Below are 19,492 nucleotides of genomic sequence, written 5' to 3'. Positions count from 1 at the left end.
AAAATCATTGTTGAAGTAATTTACTTCAAAATTCAAACTATTTGAGCAATTGTTGCATACTATAAGGCACTGCGCCGGCGTCTTTCGAACGCCGGCGCAGTCATAGAAAACTCAGGGTCCATCGCTAGACGGCGATGCGATCTTCCGGTTCATCTGCTGCTTTCATCGATTGCAGCTTTCGTTCCCAAGCGAGAGCGTCCCCGACGATCAGATCGAGATCGGCACGCCTGGGTGAGAAACCAAATTCATTGCAAACCCGATCATTGCCAGCCACAAGAATGGCTGGATCACCGGCACGCCGGGGCGCCATGCGTACCGGAAAATCAACGCCCGATACGCGTTTGACCGCATCAATGATCTCAAGCACCGAGTAGCCGTAACCATATCCGCAATTGGCGGCCGTGCTTTTGCCGCCAGCTTCCAGATAATTCAGCGCATAGAGATGTGCCTGGGCCAGATCGCTGACGTGGATATAATCGCGGATGCAGGTTCCGTCGGCCGTCGGGTAGTCCGTACCGTAGACTTCGATATGCGAGCGTTCGCCCGTCGCAGCCTGGCTGGCGATCTTGATCAGATGGGTTGCGCGCGGGAACGATTGTCCGGAACGCAGTTGCGGATCGGCGCCGGCCACGTTGAAATAGCGCAGCGCAACGTAGTTGAAGTCAGGGTGAGCGACTGCCGCGTCGCGCAGCATCCACTCCGTCATCAGTTTTGACGTGCCATAGGGCGAGATGGGCTGATGCGGCATCTCTTCGGTGATTGGCGTCTTCTCGGGCTCGCCATAGACGGCGGCCGTCGACGAAAAAATGAAATGCTCGATACCTTCGGCGATAGCCGCTTCGATTAGCGCACGCGATTGCACTGTGTTGTTGCGGTAATAGAAAAGCGGATCGCGCACGGAATCGGGCACAACGATCGAGCCGGCAAAATGCAGGATCGCGGTCACTTCGTGACTGCGGATCAATTCGCGCACGAGCGCCTGATCACCGACGTCGCCCTCGATGAGCGGGACATCCTCCGGCACCAGCCAGGAAAAACCACAGCTCAGATCATCGAGTACGACAACGGACCTGCCCGCATCTTTCAAAGCGAGCACCATGTGACTGCCTATATAGCCTGCACCACCTGTAACAAGAACGGTCATGGGGGAAACTCCTGGAATTCTGCTTGAGGGATTGTTTGTAAGAACCTGGCTTTTGCCAATTAGCGAATTTTGGTTAGACCTCCCCAACCCTGCTGCGTTCCTCCCATGAAAGTCGTGCTGGTATCATGCGACCCTGCGAACCGAATCCGGCACCTGCTTTTCAGTCTCCACCATTTTGTGATCCACACCGTTTTCCGTCAGAAACCGGTACATTTCGCCATAGGTCCGGTACCAGGCCCGATTGTATTTGTCGAAGAGCGACTGGTCCCAATAATCTTCCAGCCTGAATTTCCCGTCGCTGAAAACATCGAAGCTTGGAATTTGATAGGTCTCGGCAAACTCCACAGTGCGGCTGTCATAGGTGAAATAGATCGACGGCACGCCATTGGCCAATGCCATGAGATTGCCATGCAAGCGATAGCCAAGAACGAGGTCCTTTGTCCGGACAAGGCTCTCATAATCAGCAACGACATCGGAGTAGAACATGCGCTCGCGGTAGAGCTTCTCGACTGTCTCATCCAGATACCAGTCGGAAGCCCATTTGTTTGCTTTCAGAGCCGCAATCGCTTCTTCTTTCTGGTCATCGGTCCCGAGAACCAGTTTCTTCTCCTCCACTTCGCCCTGCGCCATCAGGGTCGCGTCAAAGCGCTCAGCCATTTCCTTGACGAGATCGCGATGAAACGTCAGGTAACGCTCGATATCCTGGGCGTAGGTCGGTGAGACCTCACGCCGAATGGTGATCCCGATATCGCGCACCTCCTCAAGCGGCGTCAGCTTTACTCGCATCTCGGGCTCGTTGCGGCGGAATGCCGTCGGGCAGCCAATAATGCGAACATTTTTGATGCCGATATCACTCATGACCTGCGCGGAATAAGCTCCGCGCACGCCGACCGAAACTGTTGAGTCCGCCATCACTTTCAGCACCGTCTTCGTTTGTTCGGAGAGTTCCAACTGGCCTTTGACCGGAGCCTGAGCCCCGATACCAAAGGCAATCACCGGCAAACCGAGCCGCTTCAGGACCGGGATGGCGTTGGTCCAGTCCATGTGCTGGTGAACGTAGTTCGAGCCGCGAAGAATGACATAGTCATATTCCTGCCGCAGGCGATCGATGTGATCCATGTTCGGATTCATGATCGGCAATTCAGCGAGCTTTTCGTAATTCATCAATTTCAACGACGAATCGAAGACAAAAGCGTCGCCGATATTATGGTAGTGATTGATATTACCCTGCACATTGCTGTGCTGGTACCAGCGAACACTGTCGTGATCGTAGACCTCGCCTGATGGGATCATTACGAGTACACGTGCCATGGGGTTTCCTTCTCGTGGCGTTGAAAGCTGAAGGAAATTCAGCTTGCTTGCGAAAGAACGACGTCGGTCCTTGCGGCTATGTTGATTGGCTCTTGCCGACCAGATTTGAGCAGGTCGCCATAGAGAGCGACATGTTCTTCGGCGCAGTCGATATAATTCGTCGGCTGGCGAGCACTGTGATGAAGACGGTCCCAGATCAATGGATCACTCAATACCTCTGTAAAACGGTCGGCAAGATCTTCGGCGCTGCGAACACGAAAATGCAGGCCATCCTCACCATCGCGTACTTTTTCGGCCATCCCGCCAATATTGGAGCAGATAATCGGCCGGCGATGATGCAATGCCTCCTGAATAACGATCGGCGAATTTTCCCACCAGATCGAAGGCATCACGACCCAGTCGACCGATTGCATGAGGCGTGGCATTTCAGCGTTTTGATAGGCCCCGTAGAACCGTACGCGCGAGCCGGCTTCTCCGATCAGCTTTTCCATACGTTCCTGAAATTCGCGTGGCTGTTTTTCGAGATTACCGCCAAAAATCATCAAGCGAGAATCCGCGCCCCATATTTCATCCGGTACACGGGACACGGCGTCAACCAGGACATCTATGCCCTTATAGGGTGTCATCTGTCCGAAATAGGCAAAACGGTTGCGACGCGGCTTTGGGCCCGTCAATTCCCGTGGCGGCGTCACGCTCTCGACGGAGATGCCGTTCTCGATCACGTGTAGCTTGTCGGGATCAAGACCCCATTCCGCATATTTCCGGGCGAGAAAGACACTGGGCGCAACAAAGGCGTCGGCAAGTTCGAGCATTCCGCGGACAAATCGTTCACGCTTCAGAAAGCGGGCAGGCGGAACGTCGGGAAAACAGGCGTGGCAGTCGATCGGCGATGCCTCGTTGCAGAGCTTCGACGAGCCGGCCTTCACCATCTGGCCGTCATTGTTGCAGATCGACAGATACTCATGGAACGTTACCAGGATTGCCGTATCGGGCAACGCCTCGCGGATGGCGTAAAGCGTCTCGAGACCAAGCCCCATCACGTGATGAAAGTGCACGACATGCGGATTGAGATCGCCGACAAAGCGCAGGAGGTCGCGCCGGATTTCATCAGTATTGTTATTCGACAGGTAGAAATGGTCGTATTCGTCCGCGTGGAACAGGATTTCGTCGCTGCTGCGGCGCAGACTCATCAGAGCGGTGGTGCCATGACGCGGTATTGGATGACTGGCCCGAGCCAGATAGACGGACTGCAAGCCGGGCAAGGTGTTCAGCCCTTTATGTAGATTGTAAGATGCGATCTCGCCGCCGCCCAGTGAAATACTGGGATGGGCGTGCGAAATCACCAGAACCCGGAGTTGTTCGGTCATACCGCTGCCTCCGCTGTTGTTGTGCGATCTTTTGTAAGGATGTTTGCCCAGCGGGCATCGAAGACCTGACGGTCGATACGCTCGATAAGCGCAATGGTCGACGCCTTGTCCGCAACGGAAATGTCGTCGGAGCCCAGCATTTGCGCGGATGGCAGCCAGTAGGATTTGAGGCCGGATTGCTTGAGCTTCAGACCGAGATCCAGACCTTTTTCATGCGTGCCGAGATATCCGCGCGTAAACCCGTCGACGGAAAACAAGGCATTCCTTGGCATGACGCAACATTCGAATGTCGCGGTCGCCACTTCGGTCGTCGCCATACCGGTTACGGCGTCGATGGGATAGCCGGCATAACGGCTGATCAGAGCACGGTCGGATTGTGCGCCCGCAACCCATGTGCCGGCCCAACGGATCGAATCGTCTTCGTAAGCAAGGGTAGGGGAGAGGACGCATTCCTTGCGCGCCTCATAGGCCGCCAGCAACTTGTTGAACCAGCCCGCATTGCGTGGAAGCAGCGACGCAGCCAAGAAAACCACCGTCTCGGTGGAAACCGCCCGGGCGCCCACTTCCAAGGCATCGTAAAGGTCTTCCGAGCCGCTCGCCGAAACAAGACGCAGATGCAGACCATAGAAATCGGCAAGCCTGCGCACCTGCACACCGATGCGATCGACAATCTCGGTTGCCGCGGCAATAACGATAGGTGCCCGGCGGGTTTCCGGATCAAGGGCGAGCAAGGCAATAAGCGGCGCGATCTCTTCCACACGCTCATCGACGCCAATAATCAGCGTTGGTCCAAGAACTTCCTCGAAAGAACCTAGATCGACCACACCATAGATTTCAGGGGCAGGGCGATTCACTCCTCGCAACAACGGTACCAGCTGCTGATCGACAATATGCCGAAGCGCCCATGCATTGGGGTCTATTGCGCGGATCTGCCGGACAACTGCATCGCGCGACGTGATCCGCGTCGGCGTCAAAGGCATGAACGCGCGCCGCCCATCGCTCAGACCAAGCTCCACATAGAAGGGTGCCGTGCTGTCACCTTCGAGTTCCGGTGCGAAGGCAACGAACCCATGTGCATGCCGATTAGGATCGAGCCCGGCATTGAACGGCGGTTTGTTGTCGAATTCGCGTGTAACATCGGGCCTGTCGATACGCGTCCAGTTTGCATCGAGCTGCGTTTCGCCGCGATGCCGGCGCAATTTGACATCCCCCACATGATTGTCTGGATCAAGCAACCAGCCGGAGACAAGAAGGCCACTACCCTCGACACGAAATACATGGTCGATGCCCATACGAACCGGAAATGGCAAGCTGGAAACCGTCTCTGTTCCATCGAAACGATTGGCGGCCGAGCGCATGCGAAGGAGAATCTCGGTCGAACTGCGAACGCGAGGCAGGATTGCTCGCACATGGCTGGGAGTTTCGCGAGCGCCCGCAATCAGGCGCCGATCATAAACTTCGGTGAAGCGCCAGCCACGGCGGCCGCGAAACAACAGACGCTCGATATCATTCGGCTCAACGATTTCATTCGCGAGCAACAGACCAGCGAAACCCGAAGATTGCTCGTTCAAATCTGGCCGCGCAAAGACGCTGATCGCACATTCCGCGAGGGACGGCGACCGGCCGCTGATCAGGAGCCGTGTCACGGAAGGTGTCAGGTCCTGCGCCCAGCCTTGTACAAAGATCTCACCTTCATCGCTACCGCCGATCAGTTCGATGCAACCGTCGGAACGTGCACCCGCCTGCAACAGAACGGTGATCGCCGAAAGTTTCTTGCGGCCGATCGGTCCTGAAATCAGGCCTTCCACCAGCCCATCGATCACAGAAGGCAAGTTGGAACCGGCCAGATCGGTGATCATGGCGATCAATTCGCCGGTCGAGGCTGCACGGCTTGCAAAGGCGTAGCGTGTCACGTTGGCCTTGTGCTGAAACATGATGGTCTTCAGTGAACCACGGCGCAGAATATTGGTCGGAACAATCGCCACAAATCCGTGGGTACCGGCGGGCGACGCATCTTTAAGCGGCCAGCTGACAAGGGTCACCTTCACGCTCATGGCGGGATCGCCATTGAGGAAAACAGTGGCCTGTTCCGAGGTCAGGCTGCCGATGCCGAGAACAAGAACAAGCGTATCGTCAATGGGGCAACCAACGACCATCTCGCCTTGCATCACCACAGGAAGACGTTCCGGGGTTTTACCGGTCTTTGTCGGCAAAACGTTTTTGTCGTCTCGAAGCATTCAGATCTGCTCCATGATCAAGGCATGACCGATATTGACAAGACAGCCCCGGCAGCAAAGCCAACCAGAACGAATAGCAGCAGCAACAATGGTTTGACGTCGCCATTGGATCGTTTTTGCAGCGACTCCATGCGCTTTTCCATTCCCGCGACGACGCCGTCCATTCGCATCAGATGAACATCGAGTTCCGTCAGGCGCTGGTTGACGTCACCGCGCAGATTTTCGATCGAATTGCTGACATCAGCGGCGTCGACAGCGGCACTGCTGCCCGTTCCGTCTATGACAGGCGCAACACGCTGCAGCGAACGCTGGTTGACTTGCAATTGCCTCTGCGCCGCCATCAGCATATCGAGCTTGTCGAGAATGCGTGTCATCGGAGCGGCGATCAGTGCTTCAGCGGCTTGCTCATCAGGCTTTGGAACACGCAAGGCCTGTTCGACACCTGCGCCGCTTATGGCAACGACCACCAGTTCGCCGGCGCGCATCGCGGCGAATTGCGGAAGCATCACGTCGAATGCGTGCGCGCCATCGCCAATACCGGAACGCTTCAGGTCTGGACGGTCCTTGTCGGCTACGGCCTCGGCAATAGGCTTGCCATCCAGAAGCACGCGAATGGTCAGTCGCTTGGTTGGAGCTGCCGGATCGAATGCCCAACCGAACAAACGGCCGTCATCGATTGCATCGACGCGTCCCTTTGTCGGTTCGACCTTTGGGGGCTGTTCATTATTCTGCACAGGAATGGCACTCGGCTGCACGGGAGCCTGTGCCGACACTTTTGTCACAATAGACATAATGGTCCTTTCAGGCTGCTTCGACATGTGCCGGACGCAGCGTCTCGATCAAATCAAGATAGCGCGCGGCCGTCGTGTCAATGGTGGCGGGGTGGCGAGCCCCCAAGGCAAGATTCTGGCGCAGTTCAGAATCTTCGGCGATACGCCGCATGGCGGCCGCCAGCGCCATAGGATCATTTGGCGGAACAGTCAGGCCGTTGACGCCGTTTTCGATCATTTCGGCCATGCCGCCGATATTGCTGGTAATCACCGGGCAATTCTGGCCCTGCGCTTCCTGGATCACCAGCGGTGCATTTTCCCACCAGATTGAAGGCATGATCGCGCAATCGACCGTGGCGATCAGATCGACGATATCTTGCCGACGGTAGGCGCCGCGGCGTTGCACGGTTGGCGACGTTTCAGCAAAAAGGCGATCGATATCGGCAACGAAGCTTTCGCTCTGGAAAGGAGCCGCGCCGTGCACCCGCAGCTCGAAGTCGAGACCTTCGGAAATCAGCTGCTTTGCTGCTTCGAGCAGCACAGTCGCACCTTTCCATGGATTGAGATTACCGAAATAGCCAAAAACCGGCTTGGTACGCTGTGTGGTCTCCGGCTTTTTCACCTTAACCCGCTCGGGCTGGCCATTGGGGATCACGCTGATCAAATTTTCGGAAATACCCCAATCGACATAGCGCTGCTTGAGAAATGTGCTCGGCGACACGAAACCATCGACAGCACTCAAAAGAGACTTCAGATGGCGCTCGCGCAGAACAAACTTGTCGAGGGCAATATCCTTGAAACAACTGTGGCACCGGTCCGGACTCGCACCGTGGCATAGTTCCTTGCTCGTTGTGCGTACCATCAAGCCGTCATGGTGACAGATCGGATAATAATCATGCAGCGTCATGACGATGCGGCATTCGGGCAGCGTGCGACGCACGATATGCGGAAACTCCGCGCCCAAAAGCAGGAGATGATGCAAATGCACGACGTCCGGCCGGAAATCGCGAAGGAGTTCTACGATGTCCGGCACGATCCCATAAAGATCGACCTGGCTCATGAAGAACCTGTCGAAGTGCCCCGACCACAGCAAGATTTCATCGCCGTTGGTGCCGATACTCTGAAAGCTTGTTCCCGGCCGCGCCTCACGGTGAATGTGGTTGGTTGCGCCAAGGAAGAGAGCTTCGCATCCAGCCCGCTGATAGGCACGGAAAAGGTCGTGGGCGAATATTTCCGTGCCACCTGGATGCAAAGCCGGGTGATTATGAGCAGCGACGAGGACGCGCGAAGTCATCGGCTATCCTCACTCAGTTCTGCAACGAAGAGATCCTGATAGTGATCCGAGGGGATACCGCGCCAGTGACCGAATGACTTGGTTGCGATCGACAGACCGGCACGCGTTAGCGCACCATCCAGAAATCCATCGTCGAAACCCACCGCAGCCAGTGGCGGCAGCTCTGGAACGAACCAGCACGGACCTTCATCGTAACGCTGAAATCCGAGCCGCGCATCACGCTTCTTCAATGGATTCTCTGCGGCAACCGTATCGACAACAAAGCAAGTCATGAACAGGCGGCCACCGGGCGCAAGAACCCGTTCCACCTCGCGGAGATAGGCGCTCACCTCTTCATCCGGCAGATGAGTGACGACAGACGTCATGATAATGAAATCGAACTGCCGGTCTTCATATGGCAAGACGAGTTCGAGCCCGTCGATCGCACCCTTCGGATTATACAGCGAGTGGGCGATATCCAGGTGGCGGAATTCGAAGTTGGAATAGACCGGACTGATCATCTGCCGGCACCAGTTGATGCCGCCGGCAACCGGATCGATGCCGCAATAGCTGCCTTTTGCAAAGTCGAGATACTGGGTTAGCGGGACAGCCATGCGCCCGATGCCACAACCGATATCAAGCACTCGGCTTTCCGGAAGCAAGCAGCCCTTGCGGATGAAATGACCGAGGAACTCCGCGCCGACGGCCTGGAAATTGCCGTCTCCGACGAAAATGCTGTCTGGGTCAGGACAAGGGAGAAACCGATTGCGCAGGACGGCTTCCATCAGCCATTCGACGTGATCATTATTGAATGCGGGGGCAGGTTCGGTAAAAGCTGTCTTGAGTGCAATAACCTCAGTCAAGCGGCGCTCCTTTCAGACTTTTCCTTGACGAAGGAAGTGACGGTGTTCCCGTTCATTTGATCGGGCACCGCTTCATCGAGATAGGTCGTCATTAATTCGGCAATGTCGTCGTCCCAGCGCTTTGTATGAAGCCAGGAATTATATTGGCTCGCGAGGCCCCGCATGTAGTCGCTGCTACGGCGGATAGACCGGCGTTCGAAGTGATAGAGAGCAACGCTTGGCTCGTAAGCGACCTGAAAACCGATCTGCCGGATCTTCAGGCAGAGGTCACTGTCTTCGTAGTCCCCGATGACGTAGTCCTCGGTGAAGCCGCCAACCAGATCGTAAATGTCCTTGCGGGTTACAAGGCACGCGCCGGTAACACCCGGCACTGTACGGGCGATCTGAGCCGGCGAATAATAGCCCGGCATGCCCTTGTAGAAATGATGGTTGAGCCAGATGCCGCGCTGATCGCGGGCGAAGTATAGTCCAGCATGTTGCAAGGAGCCATCTTCGAAAAGCAGTTTCGGCCCGATCGCACCCAGCTTCTTCTGTTCGAACAACGGCCGGGTGAGTTCATCCAGCCAGCCAGCCTTGCAGGGAACGACGTCGGAATTCAACATCACCAGGATGGTGCCTGTCGCAAGGCTCGCACCGGCGTTGCAGGCACGGGCATACCCGCTGTTGCGATTCATGGTGGCAAGCTTCATCGGCAAATCGTGCAGGATGTGCAGCCCGCCAAGCATGTGCTCCGTATCATCCTGGATTTCAGGAGAATCGAGCACAAAGATCACTTCTGCATTCCCGACAAGCCAGGGATCGGTTGCCATAGCCGAGAGCTGGAAGCGCAAAAAGTCGAGGTTACGGTAGAGGGGGATGACGATCGAGACCAGAGGCGCAGCCGATCCTTGGCCGTATTCCTTGACATCTGCAATACGCACCGTTTGACCAAGCTTTTGCTCGACCTCTTCCAGGGCTGGCGCAAGAATGTTTTCGAACACCTGGCTACGTGCGTGCTGCGGCGGTACCGCCCGCAAAATGCGGTTACGCTGCGCCGAAGGTTCAAATGGCTGCATTGGCGGCACCAGCATCAACGTCGCACCTGAGACGAGCCGCATCTGAAAACGCGGCTGCAGCAATGGGCCAAGATTCTTGGCCTGCGGCAGCCAGGCGACAAAACCGGTTACATCGGCGCCAAGCCCATCCTCGCGTTCGCCCGTCTTGCCAGGAAATTTGTAGAAATTGGGCTGGAGTGGCAGGGCACTTCCATCTTCCGCAAGATATTCGATCCGGGAAAGCATGGCTGCTGGATCATGGGTCCAGCCGCCAACGAGCAGACCGCCATCGAGTGCCAGCGCGAGATCGATTTCGGCCGCAGGATGCGTCGCCGACTTTGCGATCTGGCGGACCGGTAACGGCGCGCGCATCTGCATATCGATAGCCGTGGCGGCGCCAGCGCCAGGCACTTGTGCCAATTGACGCACGAGGAACTCACGCAGTTCCACATCGTGCTGCCGCTTTGCCCACCACTTCGAAAAATCAATCGGGCCGCCGCTATCGGATAATTTGCGAACGGCGACACCGTTTTTCCCGCAGAGCACGAAGAGCAAAGATTGCGGCAGCGCCCGAGCGGACTCCACAAGGAGATGGCACGACTGCCAGCCTTTTTTGGATTGGCCGCCCATAACCAGCTTCGTCGGCAAGGTAGTTACGGAATTGGCGCTGATTGCATAGATGGCTGTCACATCGCCAAGGTCCGGATCCAGTGCGGTTTCCAGCAGGTGCTCCCCGTCAATCGGCTGACCACAACCGCGCACTTGCCGCGGCTCCGGCGTCAGCGCCAGGGTGATTTCGCGAACAACGCTGGCAAAAATCTGGTTCTGCGACAGGCGAAAGGCGCTGCGCCAGGTGCTCAGCATATTGTTGAGCAGCTTGATATGTCCGGCAGCCGCGAGATTATCGACGGCGCGATCCACATTAAAAGAGCCAAGTTCAACTGCCGGATAAAGAACAGCCTGCTCGGTCGGCCCGAGCGCACCTGCAGTAAGGGTGAGACTGATCGGCTCCTCCTTGGTGCGCATGGCCCAAAGAATACGCTGGCCGCCCGTTTCAAGGGGAATGCTCAGGCTGATGAGCGGAACGAGCGGTTCCGGCGCCTCGAGCGTGCATTTCGTCGACGCCCGCATGGAACCCGGAAGGTCCCAGATCACGACGGCCACATCTGCACAGAGACGCGAGATTGAAATGGCCTCGGTGTCGCCTGCAATATCCGTCGAATGGTCGAGGTTCAACACGTTGCCCTTTCATTCACATCGGAAAGAAAGCGTGCCCGGCCGGAAGGCAGGGCACGCCGTAATCGCTATCAATGGACGACGAAGTAGTCGCCTGGATGTTCTGTGACATCGTCGGCATTGACGCCAACGAGTGTAACTGAATCGCCATGACCGAGATCGACGACAACGTTGCCACCAACCTGCGTAACGCGTGAGGCGAGGTCATCAGCCGAATGAATGTCCTGCCCGTTGATGCCGCTGGAGATCTGGAGGACGTCTTCACCAGGGGTAAAATCGAGCACGACGTCGTTACCGCCGCCGCCAGTGAACAGGAATACATCACTGCCTGCGCCGCCAATGAGTGTATCATTGCCTGCGCCACCAAAGAGAGTGTCATCGCCGGCACCACCGGAAAGAACATCGTTTCCAGCATCGCCGAACAAGAGATCCGAACCGGCACCGCCGGAAAGAACATCATCTCCGTGGCCACCGAAGAGAACGTCATTTCCCTCGTTACCGCTCAGTACGTCGTTACCATTGTCGCCGAAGAGGATATCGGTTCCCTCACCGCCGAAGATGGAATCACTGCCATTGCCGCCGAACAACAAATCGTCGCCGGCGTCACCAAATATCGAATCATTTCCGTTCGAGCCAAAAACAACATCATCACCGCCATTGGCGTGGATGAAGTCGTCAAAACGCGAGCCAAACAAAACGTCGTCGTAGGCGCCGCCTTCTAAAGTGGCCATCTGCTTCTCCTTCTGTCCTGCTTTGAGTCTACAAATTGCCGGAAAGGTTCCGACGATCGATGCCTTAACGATTGTGCGCTGCACCAAATCGAAATGCAATCTAGACTAAGAATATAAATGTGGCAATCCATAGTAACAAATTATTACGCCCATGTATTATGACATTTTTATATTAGTGGCTAATTCCTGATTAAAGCAAAACTACTTGTTATATCATTTTGTATTAAGCGTAATTTAATTCGAAATTTGAAATATCGCCAAATATGGTGCGCTGCGATGGGAATCTTCTAACTAATCCTCTCTGAACGCACGGTTGAAGCTGTCGGAGATCGGGGAAGTGATGTACTCGATCGCTTTGCGTGGCTTGTGGACGATCAGCACCTCGGCCGGCATGCCTGGGTAGAGTTTGATCGTAGGGTTGGCGACAAGTGATTGAGGTGCGATTTCCGCACGCGCAACAAAGTAGGCCGTATCGCTTTTTTCATCGATAACCTGATCCGCGGCCACATAAGTGATCTTGCCGTCGAGCGGCGATAGCGAACGCTGGTTATAGGCCGTGAGGCGAACCTGCACCGGCGAGCTGACAACCACACTGTCAATGTCGCGCGGGCTGATCTTCATTTCGACAACCAGCGGTTCATTTTCCGGTACGATATCGAGTATGGCTTCGCCAGCGGCCACAACGCCGCCAGGTGTCCGCAAACGTATGTTGGCTACGATGCCGGCTTGCGGCGAACGTATTTCGACGCGGCGCATGACGTCCTTGGCAGCCACAATGCGCTCTTCCGTGTCGGCCAGGTCGACCTGGCTCGTAGTAATTTCTCCGGCAATCTCCGACTGCAGATCGCTTTCAATGCCCGTGAGGGAGAATTCTGCGCCTGCCTTGGCCTGCTCGGCCTTCGCCTTGTCACCCGCATACTCACCGCGGGTTCCCGCGAGCTCGCTCAACCTGGTATCGATCTCGGTCAACTTCGATTTCTGGGCAAAACCCTTTTTGACAAGGCCGGCAATCGCCTCTCGTTGTTCATTGATCAATTCGATCTGCCGGTCAGTTGCCGCGATCTGGGCATCCGATGACTTCGCCTGCTCTGTATATTGCTCAATGGTCTTTTGCTGGATATCGATGCGGCTCATTTTCTGGGTGTAGCGTTTCTCAAAAAAAATCTTTTCCGCCCTCATTGCACTTTCAGCAGAAATATCACCCATCTCACCAAAGTTTTCCGGAAACCTGATTTGCGTTTCCCCTGCCTGCTCGGCACGCAGTCGCGCCAACTTGGCGATTAGACCGACCCGGCGGCTTTGCAGGGATTGCAACTCGGAGCGTGCCTTGGTGTCGTCAAGCCGGACCAGCGGCTGACCTACTTTCACCTCGTCGCCTTCCTGCACCAGGAGACGATCGAGAATGCCTCCCTCAAGATGGCTGACTGTTTTACGCTTCGAATCGACGATCACAGTCCCAAGTGAGACTGCGGCACTGCCAAGTTCTGCCGAATAGGCCCATCCGAAAAAGCCGCCAAACGCTATTAAAATCGTCGATGCGCCGGCGATGATCAGCTTGCGCAGCGGTGATTTTGCGTCTTCCTGTTCCAGGTCGGTAACCCATTCCGGACGAACGGACCCAAACTTGGTCGGCACGGCTTCGCCGCCCGATACGGTACGTGGCGCCAATAGCTGAGGGGCGCGCTTTTGTAGATTTGTATTGCCGGTCATGATGCTGTGGCTCCCATTTTCGGACCGGTCGGGGTGATGGACGAAACAACATCCGTTCGTGGGCCGAACTGCGTGATGCGCCCGTTCTCCAGCACAAGCAGCTTGTCGGCCACCTGCATGATTGTTGGGCGGTGGGCAATCATCACCACGATTGCTCCATCATCACGGGCTTGTTCGATCGCACGCATCAGCGCTCTTTCGCCGACTGCATCGAGATTGGCATTCGGCTCATCGAGCACGATGAGCCGAGGGCGATTGTAAAGGCATCGGGCAAGGCCGATACGTTGACGCTGACCGCCGGAAAGCGTCAACTTCCCGTCGCCCACCGGCGTGTCGTAACCAAGTGGCAGGCGTCCGATCATTTCATGCACATCGGCAAGCCGCGCCGCCTCAAGAACCCGGTGAGGATCGCTGTCGCCCATGCGCGCGATATTATCCTGAATGGTGCCTTCCAGCAGTGCCACCGATTGCGGCAGATAGCCGGCAATCTCTCCGAAGGACCCACGTTCCCAGAGATAGACATTGTTTCCGTCGAGGAATACGCCGCCCGATGTCGGCTTTACGATCCCGATCATGAGCCGAGCCAGCGTCGACTTGCCGGCAGCGGATGGGCCGACAATGCCAAGAACTTCACCTGGCGACAGGCTGAAGGAAATGCCCTTGATGATCGGCATCTCGACGCCCGGAGCCGCATAGACAAGCCTGTCGATGATCAGATCGCCATGAGGCCTTGGCGTAGGCATGGTCTGGCGCACGGCCAGGTTCTGCGCGAGCAAGGCCTGGATCCGCTGCCAGTTCCCAACCGCATTCACCCACTGACGCCACGTCTCGACCACATGGTCGAAAGGCATGAGCAGACGGCCAACGATAATGCTCGTTGCGATCATCGCTCCAGGCGAAATTTCCTGCTCCATCGCCAGCAGGGTTCCGCCACCAAGCGTCGCGACCTGAATCATGAAGCGCAGGGTGCGCGCAATCGATGCCATTGCACGGCTGCGGGTACCTCCAAGATCGAGTAGATCCAGTGCATTCATCTGCAGACCACGCCAGCGCCTCGCCAGAGCGGGCAACATTCCCATGGCCTCGATCGCCTCGGCATGACGCAGCGTTGCACCGATTTTTGAAATAGCCTCGATATTGGCCTGATTGGCGTCCTTGAGCAGGCTGCGGGTTAAGAGATCAGTAACCACGCCACAACAAATAAGGATGATTACGCCCACGACGCCGATGATCCCGAAAACGGGATGCAGCAGGAAAAGCACGGTGAGAAAGACGGGCGACCACGCAGCATCAAGCGGGGCGCTTACGGCCGAAGAAGTCAAAAAAGTTCGCAATTCAGTGAGATCGCGCAACGATTGCGTGGCCTTGGGAAGGCCCTGATCCACTGATGCCTGCACGGCAGCGGTCAGAATCGGCAGATTTAGCCGGCGCACAAGCGCGCTACCCATCGCCTGGAAGGACAAAGCGCGGATAAATTCGAGAATGCCGTATACCAACAAAGCGCCTACAGCCAAGACCGTCAGCATGAGCAGAGTGTCGGTGCTGCGGCTGTTCAGTACCCTGTCATGCACCTGCAACATGTAAAGGGGTACCGTAAGTTGCAAAAGGCTGATACAGAAACTAAGCAATACGGCGTAGAGGAGACCTGCCAGAAAAACACGGCGGGCCTTGAAAATCAGCGTTTGCGGCGTCGGGACCCCCGGCGTCGTCGCTTTTTTTCCAACATGGCTCTTGCCATTTGCATCGATTTGACGAGTATCACTCATGTGTAATCTGCCTTGGAAATGACACAGCTGCCAGTTAGCCCCTACGACCTTGGTCTAAGACCAGAGACTAGTAAAGTAATACCGTGCAGAATGTGACAGAAAAAAGATCATATGGTGGGGAAAAAAGCGAAGGAGAATCGAAAATACACTCGCAACTTACTTCAAATTTTGAAGTAAAATGACCATGGAGACAAAGATGATACAGAAACTTCTGCACGAAGGAGTGGAAGTCGAAGCATCTATTGATGGATATTACGCCGCCGATTTCCCCGAAATTACTGCGGAAAAACAGGGACATAGACACCCAGTTCATACGGTCGTAGTTACACACTTCGAGCTAGCTCGAATGATTGAGAGAGTAAATCGTCGCTTCGCAAGTCTGCTCAGAACAGAAATGACGAAGCTGGGGATTGAAGACGTCGGTCCGGCGCAGGCAATGGTCCTGATGGCTATCGGCGACGTCGAACTTTCCGTCGGGGAATTGCTGGACCGGGGGCACTATGTCGGTTCGAACATTTCCTACTATCTGAAGCAGCTTGCCGATGGGGGTTACATCGGCAGGGTCGCATCCCAACGGGACAAGCGGTCTGCAAGGATTCGATTGACGGAAAAGGGAGAGCAGCTTTGCGCCAATCTGCGTGACGCTGGCGGGGCATATAATCGTGTTCTTGCCAGGGATGCCGATGATCTCCGCAATCTCGAAATCGCGTTCCAGACGCTGCACAGGCTCGAACTGGTTTGGGGCAATGCCGCACGTTACGGCATCTGATTCCCGTTCGAACAGTGTCTTGAGTCCCGGAAGGGGCTGAACTCATGCATGTGGCTTTTGTTCATAGGCGTGGCTTTGGCCAGTTCGCAGCCTTGGCTGAGCATCTCGCAACGAGCGGGCATGACGTCAGCCTTATTTGTGAGACCGTGGACCGGCGCCTCCCGTCAGTCCGCGTGATCTTGCACCGAGTGGAACCAGGACCCCGGGCTGATGCCCAGATGGCCAGGCATCTGGGCATTCCGGACCACCATGTTCGCATTGGTCACCGTGTGGCGGAAACATTCGATGCGATGGTGCGCCACGGCGAGCAGCCGGATATTGTCATCGGTCATATTGGCTGGGGCAGCATGATGTTCGTCAAGGATATCCTGCCAAAAGTGCCGGCTATCGGTTATTGCGAATTTTTCTACAAGGCCGAAGGCGCTGACGTGGGATTTGCTCCCGACGACAATCCGGATGCTGAAACGCGTAAACGATTGCGCCTGCGCAACGTTGCGCAACTTCTCTCACTGGAAACCATCGACGGCGGGATCAGCCCCACCCGTTGGCAAAAGAGCCTCTATCCGGCATCAGCTCAGAGCCGGATCGCTGTTTGTCATGAGGGTGTCGATACGCAGATTTTCCGTCCCGACCGGCATGCGTCGCTCAGGCTGCCTGACGGGCGCGTGTTGAAAGCGGGCGATCCGCCGATCATCACGTTCGTCGCGCGAGACCTCGAACCCTATCGCGGTTTTCCGCAAGCACTCGAAGCGGCGGCGAAGGTCATACGCCAGAATTCAGACGCGCTTTTCATTTTCGTCGGCGGCGATGGCGTGAGTTATGGCACACCGCCGCCCGGTGGTGGATCGTGGAAGGATGCGCTGCTCGCCAGCCATGATATTCCGCCCGACAGGATCCTGTTTCCGGGGGCCATTTCGCACGATCTCCTGCGCCAGCTCTACCAGATATCGACGGCGCATATTTATCTGACCTATCCTTTCGTGCTGTCGTGGTCGGTGATCGAGGCGATGTCATGTGGCGCCCTGATTATCGGCTCCGATACTCAGCCGGTTCAGGAGATTATCCGATCCGGAACGAATGGCCTCCTCGTGCCATTCTTTGATACCGATGCTTTGGCCGATACGATCCTTCGAGTACTGCAAAAGCCTGACGATTTTCTGCCTTTGCGCATTGCCGCACGGAAGACGATCGAGAATCGCTTCCGGCTGACGGATTGTCTTTCACGGCAGAAAGCTCTTATCAATTCGGTGGTCAGAGCTGCGCCCAGCGGATCGCTTCGCTGAAATAACGCGAAACGCGCACGCGACACTGGAAATATTGGATTCAAAATCATTACGCCTAAATCGATATGAATAATTTCTGGGAATTACATTTACGTTCAAAAAAACAGGGTATAAAAAATTAAGGTCACTCGAAAATGGGTCTCAAAAGAGCCTTACAACACAATGCGAGTATTTAGTTGAGCTATTTCTCTCAATGGGACTTAAGTATTATGAAATCATCATTGAATGCTACTAAATCGGGAAATTTTAAGCGGTTTACAATGAGTTAGGTTGCATTTTCGCTCCTATATTTATCGTTGAAAATACTGGAAATTCCGGCATTGTTCGCCAATCACAATCTTTGTCAAACAATCGGAACGTGTTACCCCTCGGTGATTAGCAGTGTGAGCGCGAAACCATGAACGAAGCCGGTATCGTAGAGATTGAAGCCTGGCTAGATCTGCAAGGCTTGTCGGGCATGTCCGAAATGGATCTGATCAACGGCTTCTGCGCGCGATGCCTTGCTGCAGGCATCAAGCTCGAACGTGCGAGCGCCTTTGTTGATACGCTTCATCCGATATATGAGGGCAGGGCGTTCCCGTGGCGCCGGGATGGCGAAGTCGAGAAAACCATCATCGAATACGGCTCTTCGCAGCAAGGCGAAAGCGCTGACAACTGGCAAAATTCGACTTTCTACCACCTCCTGCAAATCGGTGAGGACGAAATGCGCCACCGGCTTGCCGGCGTTGAGGATATCAGCTTCCGCCATCTCACCAGTCTCAAAAGCGAGGGTTGCACCGATTATCTTGCTTTCATGAACCGGTTTTCGAGTGAAGGCAGCATCGGAGAGATGGACTGCTTCTACTCCTCGTGGTCGACCGCTGATCCAGAAGGTTTCTCCGAGGATGATATCGATGTGCTCAGGCGATTGGTGAGGGGTCTCGGTCTCGCTGTCAAATGTGCTTCGCTCACGCGCATCGTCAAGACGCTGGCCGACGTGTATCTCGGCCGTGACGCAGCAAAGCGTGTGCTTGCGGGGCGGATCAACCGCGGTTCGGCCGAACGCATCGAGGCGGTGCTATGGTATTCCGACTTGCGGGATTATACGCGTATTTCCGATGCTGCTGCACCTGATGCAATCATACCCATGTTGAATGACTACGCCGAAGCAGTCATTTCATCCGTGCAAGAGGCGGGCGGCGATGTATTGAAGCTGATCGGGGATGGCATACTTGCGATTTTCACTGAAGGGGATTCAGCAAACGCTGCCACCGCCGCGTTGAGAGCGCAGATGCATCTGCGCAAGCGCGTGGTTGTACTCAACAAGACACGCAAAGCCAGTGGTGAGCCCGCCACAGACGTCTATCTTGGCGTTCACATTGGCGAGGTCTTCTATGGCAATATCGGCAGCGATACCCGGCTGGACTTTACCGTTGTGGGACCGGCAGTAAACGAAGTCAGCCGTATTGCGTCCATGTGCCGGTCGGTCGATCAGGACGTTCTCCTTTCCGACCGCTTCGCCGCGGCCCTGCCTGAAGAACTGCGCGGAAAGCTGGTCTCAGTTGGCCGTTTTGCTCTGCGCGGTGTGGGCAGGGCGCAGGAATTGTTCACGCTGGATCCGATAATTCTCGAGAAATATAGGGCCGCCGGCCGGGCGACACACGCCGCCCAGTCTCAATAGGCAAATTTGCATGTCACGCCGCACTTCAATTTGAACACACCCATGCATTCTTCTCCAAAGCTAACACGTTGATATCCTTAACGTGTCGCGCTTCGAAATAGAACCCACCTGGCTACATACAATGTGGCGGCCAAGTTGAATTGTCCGCCGTTGCGCAAAGTAAAGATGTCACTTTGCGCTGCTACGCGGCGCGATGATCAGCCCCGATCTGGCCGGCTGGTCCGGGTTGCAAGGACAGATCGGGGCGGGTGAGGGGCACCCTTCGGCTTTCTTTCAGGGTTTCAATCAGCGCGCTCCTGGGGAATGATCTGGATCGGATCGACACTCCAGTTCTGCCA

14 protein-coding genes are annotated in these 19,492 nt (G+C 55.7%); 3 read left to right on the top strand and 11 right to left on the bottom strand.

The window, feature by feature from the left end; translation table 11 throughout:
* Positions 1-124: 124 nt before the first annotated feature.
* The 11 genes from galE to ACSQ3H_RS25190 all read right to left on the bottom strand — a co-directional run bounded on the left by galE (position 125) and on the right by ACSQ3H_RS25190 (position 15,442).
* A complete protein-coding gene (galE, locus tag ACSQ3H_RS25240) occupies positions 125-1,144 on the bottom strand; it encodes a UDP-glucose 4-epimerase GalE (protein WP_436119854.1) in 1,020 nt (339 codons plus the stop codon).
* A gap of 123 nt (positions 1,145-1,267) precedes the next feature.
* Positions 1,268-2,455, bottom strand: a complete 1,188-nt coding sequence (locus ACSQ3H_RS25235) for a polysaccharide pyruvyl transferase family protein (RefSeq protein WP_436119853.1) — start codon at positions 2,453-2,455, stop codon at positions 1,268-1,270.
* 38 nt (positions 2,456-2,493) lie between these two features.
* Positions 2,494-3,822, bottom strand: a complete 1,329-nt coding sequence (locus tag ACSQ3H_RS25230; protein ID WP_436119852.1) for a glycosyltransferase family 4 protein — start codon at positions 3,820-3,822, stop codon at positions 2,494-2,496.
* Positions 3,819-6,059, bottom strand: coding sequence for a hypothetical protein (locus ACSQ3H_RS25225; RefSeq protein WP_436119851.1), 2,241 nt, complete (start codon positions 6,057-6,059; stop codon positions 3,819-3,821). The genes ACSQ3H_RS25230 and ACSQ3H_RS25225 overlap by 4 nt, the downstream gene beginning before the upstream one ends.
* Positions 6,060-6,076: 17 nt before the next feature.
* Positions 6,077-6,850, bottom strand: coding sequence for a hypothetical protein (locus tag ACSQ3H_RS25220; RefSeq protein ID WP_436119850.1), 774 nt, complete (start codon positions 6,848-6,850; stop codon positions 6,077-6,079).
* A gap of 10 nt (positions 6,851-6,860) precedes the next feature.
* Complete coding sequence (locus tag ACSQ3H_RS25215) at positions 6,861-8,123, bottom strand: glycosyltransferase family 4 protein (RefSeq protein WP_436119849.1); 1,263 nt, start codon at positions 8,121-8,123, stop codon at positions 6,861-6,863.
* A complete protein-coding gene (locus tag ACSQ3H_RS25210) occupies positions 8,120-8,965 on the bottom strand; it encodes a class I SAM-dependent methyltransferase (protein ID WP_436119848.1) in 846 nt (281 codons plus the stop codon). The genes ACSQ3H_RS25215 and ACSQ3H_RS25210 overlap by 4 nt, the downstream gene beginning before the upstream one ends.
* Positions 8,962-11,235 carry a glycosyltransferase family 2 protein gene (locus ACSQ3H_RS25205; RefSeq protein ID WP_436119847.1) on the bottom strand — a complete coding sequence of 758 codons (2,274 nt, stop codon included), beginning with the start codon at positions 11,233-11,235 and terminating at the stop codon, positions 8,962-8,964. The genes ACSQ3H_RS25210 and ACSQ3H_RS25205 overlap by 4 nt, the downstream gene beginning before the upstream one ends.
* Before the next feature lie 71 nt (positions 11,236-11,306).
* Positions 11,307-11,966, bottom strand: a complete 660-nt coding sequence (locus tag ACSQ3H_RS25200) for a calcium-binding protein (RefSeq protein WP_436119846.1) — start codon at positions 11,964-11,966, stop codon at positions 11,307-11,309.
* Between the two features lie 291 nt (positions 11,967-12,257).
* Positions 12,258-13,676 (bottom strand): HlyD family type I secretion periplasmic adaptor subunit, encoded by a 1,419-nt coding sequence (locus tag ACSQ3H_RS25195; RefSeq protein WP_436119845.1) that lies wholly within the window; start codon positions 13,674-13,676, stop codon positions 12,258-12,260.
* Complete coding sequence (locus ACSQ3H_RS25190; protein ID WP_436119844.1) at positions 13,673-15,442, bottom strand: type I secretion system permease/ATPase; 1,770 nt, start codon at positions 15,440-15,442, stop codon at positions 13,673-13,675. Before ACSQ3H_RS25190 ends, ACSQ3H_RS25195 begins: the two co-directional genes overlap by 4 nt.
* Positions 15,443-15,641: 199 nt before the next feature.
* Here ACSQ3H_RS25190 and ACSQ3H_RS25185 point away from each other — a divergent pair, with 199 nt between their 5' ends.
* The 3 genes from ACSQ3H_RS25185 to ACSQ3H_RS25175 all read left to right on the top strand — a co-directional run bounded on the left by ACSQ3H_RS25185 (position 15,642) and on the right by ACSQ3H_RS25175 (position 19,154).
* On the top strand, positions 15,642-16,211 hold the full coding sequence (locus ACSQ3H_RS25185) for a MarR family transcriptional regulator (RefSeq protein ID WP_436120002.1): 570 nt from the start codon (positions 15,642-15,644) through the stop codon (positions 16,209-16,211).
* Between the two features lie 44 nt (positions 16,212-16,255).
* Complete coding sequence (locus tag ACSQ3H_RS25180; RefSeq protein ID WP_436119843.1) at positions 16,256-17,494, top strand: glycosyltransferase family 4 protein; 1,239 nt, start codon at positions 16,256-16,258, stop codon at positions 17,492-17,494.
* Between the two features lie 397 nt (positions 17,495-17,891).
* Positions 17,892-19,154 (top strand): adenylate/guanylate cyclase domain-containing protein, encoded by a 1,263-nt coding sequence (locus tag ACSQ3H_RS25175; protein ID WP_436119842.1) that lies wholly within the window; start codon positions 17,892-17,894, stop codon positions 19,152-19,154.
* Positions 19,155-19,492 lie beyond the last annotated feature (338 nt).

It is taken from the genome of Phyllobacterium sp. LjRoot231 (assembly GCF_964253365.1).
In the GTDB taxonomy this organism is placed as follows: Bacteria; Pseudomonadota; Alphaproteobacteria; order Rhizobiales; family Rhizobiaceae; genus Phyllobacterium.
Note: the sequence above shows the minus strand (reverse complement) of the source record. Positions and strands in the feature narration are given on the sequence as shown.

Bases quoted from the DNA above. Each gene is read 5' to 3' on its own strand.
- galE (WP_436119854.1), bottom strand. From the start codon at position 1,144: ATGACCGTTCTTGTTACAGGTGGTGCAGGCTATATAGGCAGTCACATG.
- ACSQ3H_RS25235 (WP_436119853.1), bottom strand. From the start codon at position 2,455: ATGGCACGTGTACTCGTAATGATCCCATCAGGCGAGGTCTACGATCAC.
- ACSQ3H_RS25230 (WP_436119852.1), bottom strand. From the start codon at position 3,822: ATGACCGAACAACTCCGGGTTCTGGTGATTTCGCACGCCCATCCCAGT.
- ACSQ3H_RS25225 (WP_436119851.1), bottom strand. From the start codon at position 6,059: ATGCTTCGAGACGACAAAAACGTTTTGCCGACAAAGACCGGTAAAACC.
- ACSQ3H_RS25220 (WP_436119850.1), bottom strand. From the start codon at position 6,850: ATGTCTATTGTGACAAAAGTGTCGGCACAGGCTCCCGTGCAGCCGAGT.
- ACSQ3H_RS25215 (WP_436119849.1), bottom strand. From the start codon at position 8,123: ATGACTTCGCGCGTCCTCGTCGCTGCTCATAATCACCCGGCTTTGCAT.
- ACSQ3H_RS25200 (WP_436119846.1), bottom strand. From the start codon at position 11,966: ATGGCCACTTTAGAAGGCGGCGCCTACGACGACGTTTTGTTTGGCTCG.
- ACSQ3H_RS25195 (WP_436119845.1), bottom strand. From the start codon at position 13,676: ATGACCGGCAATACAAATCTACAAAAGCGCGCCCCTCAGCTATTGGCG.
- ACSQ3H_RS25190 (WP_436119844.1), bottom strand. From the start codon at position 15,442: ATGAGTGATACTCGTCAAATCGATGCAAATGGCAAGAGCCATGTTGGA.
- ACSQ3H_RS25180 (WP_436119843.1), top strand. From the start codon at position 16,256: ATGCATGTGGCTTTTGTTCATAGGCGTGGCTTTGGCCAGTTCGCAGCC.
- ACSQ3H_RS25175 (WP_436119842.1), top strand. From the start codon at position 17,892: ATGAACGAAGCCGGTATCGTAGAGATTGAAGCCTGGCTAGATCTGCAA.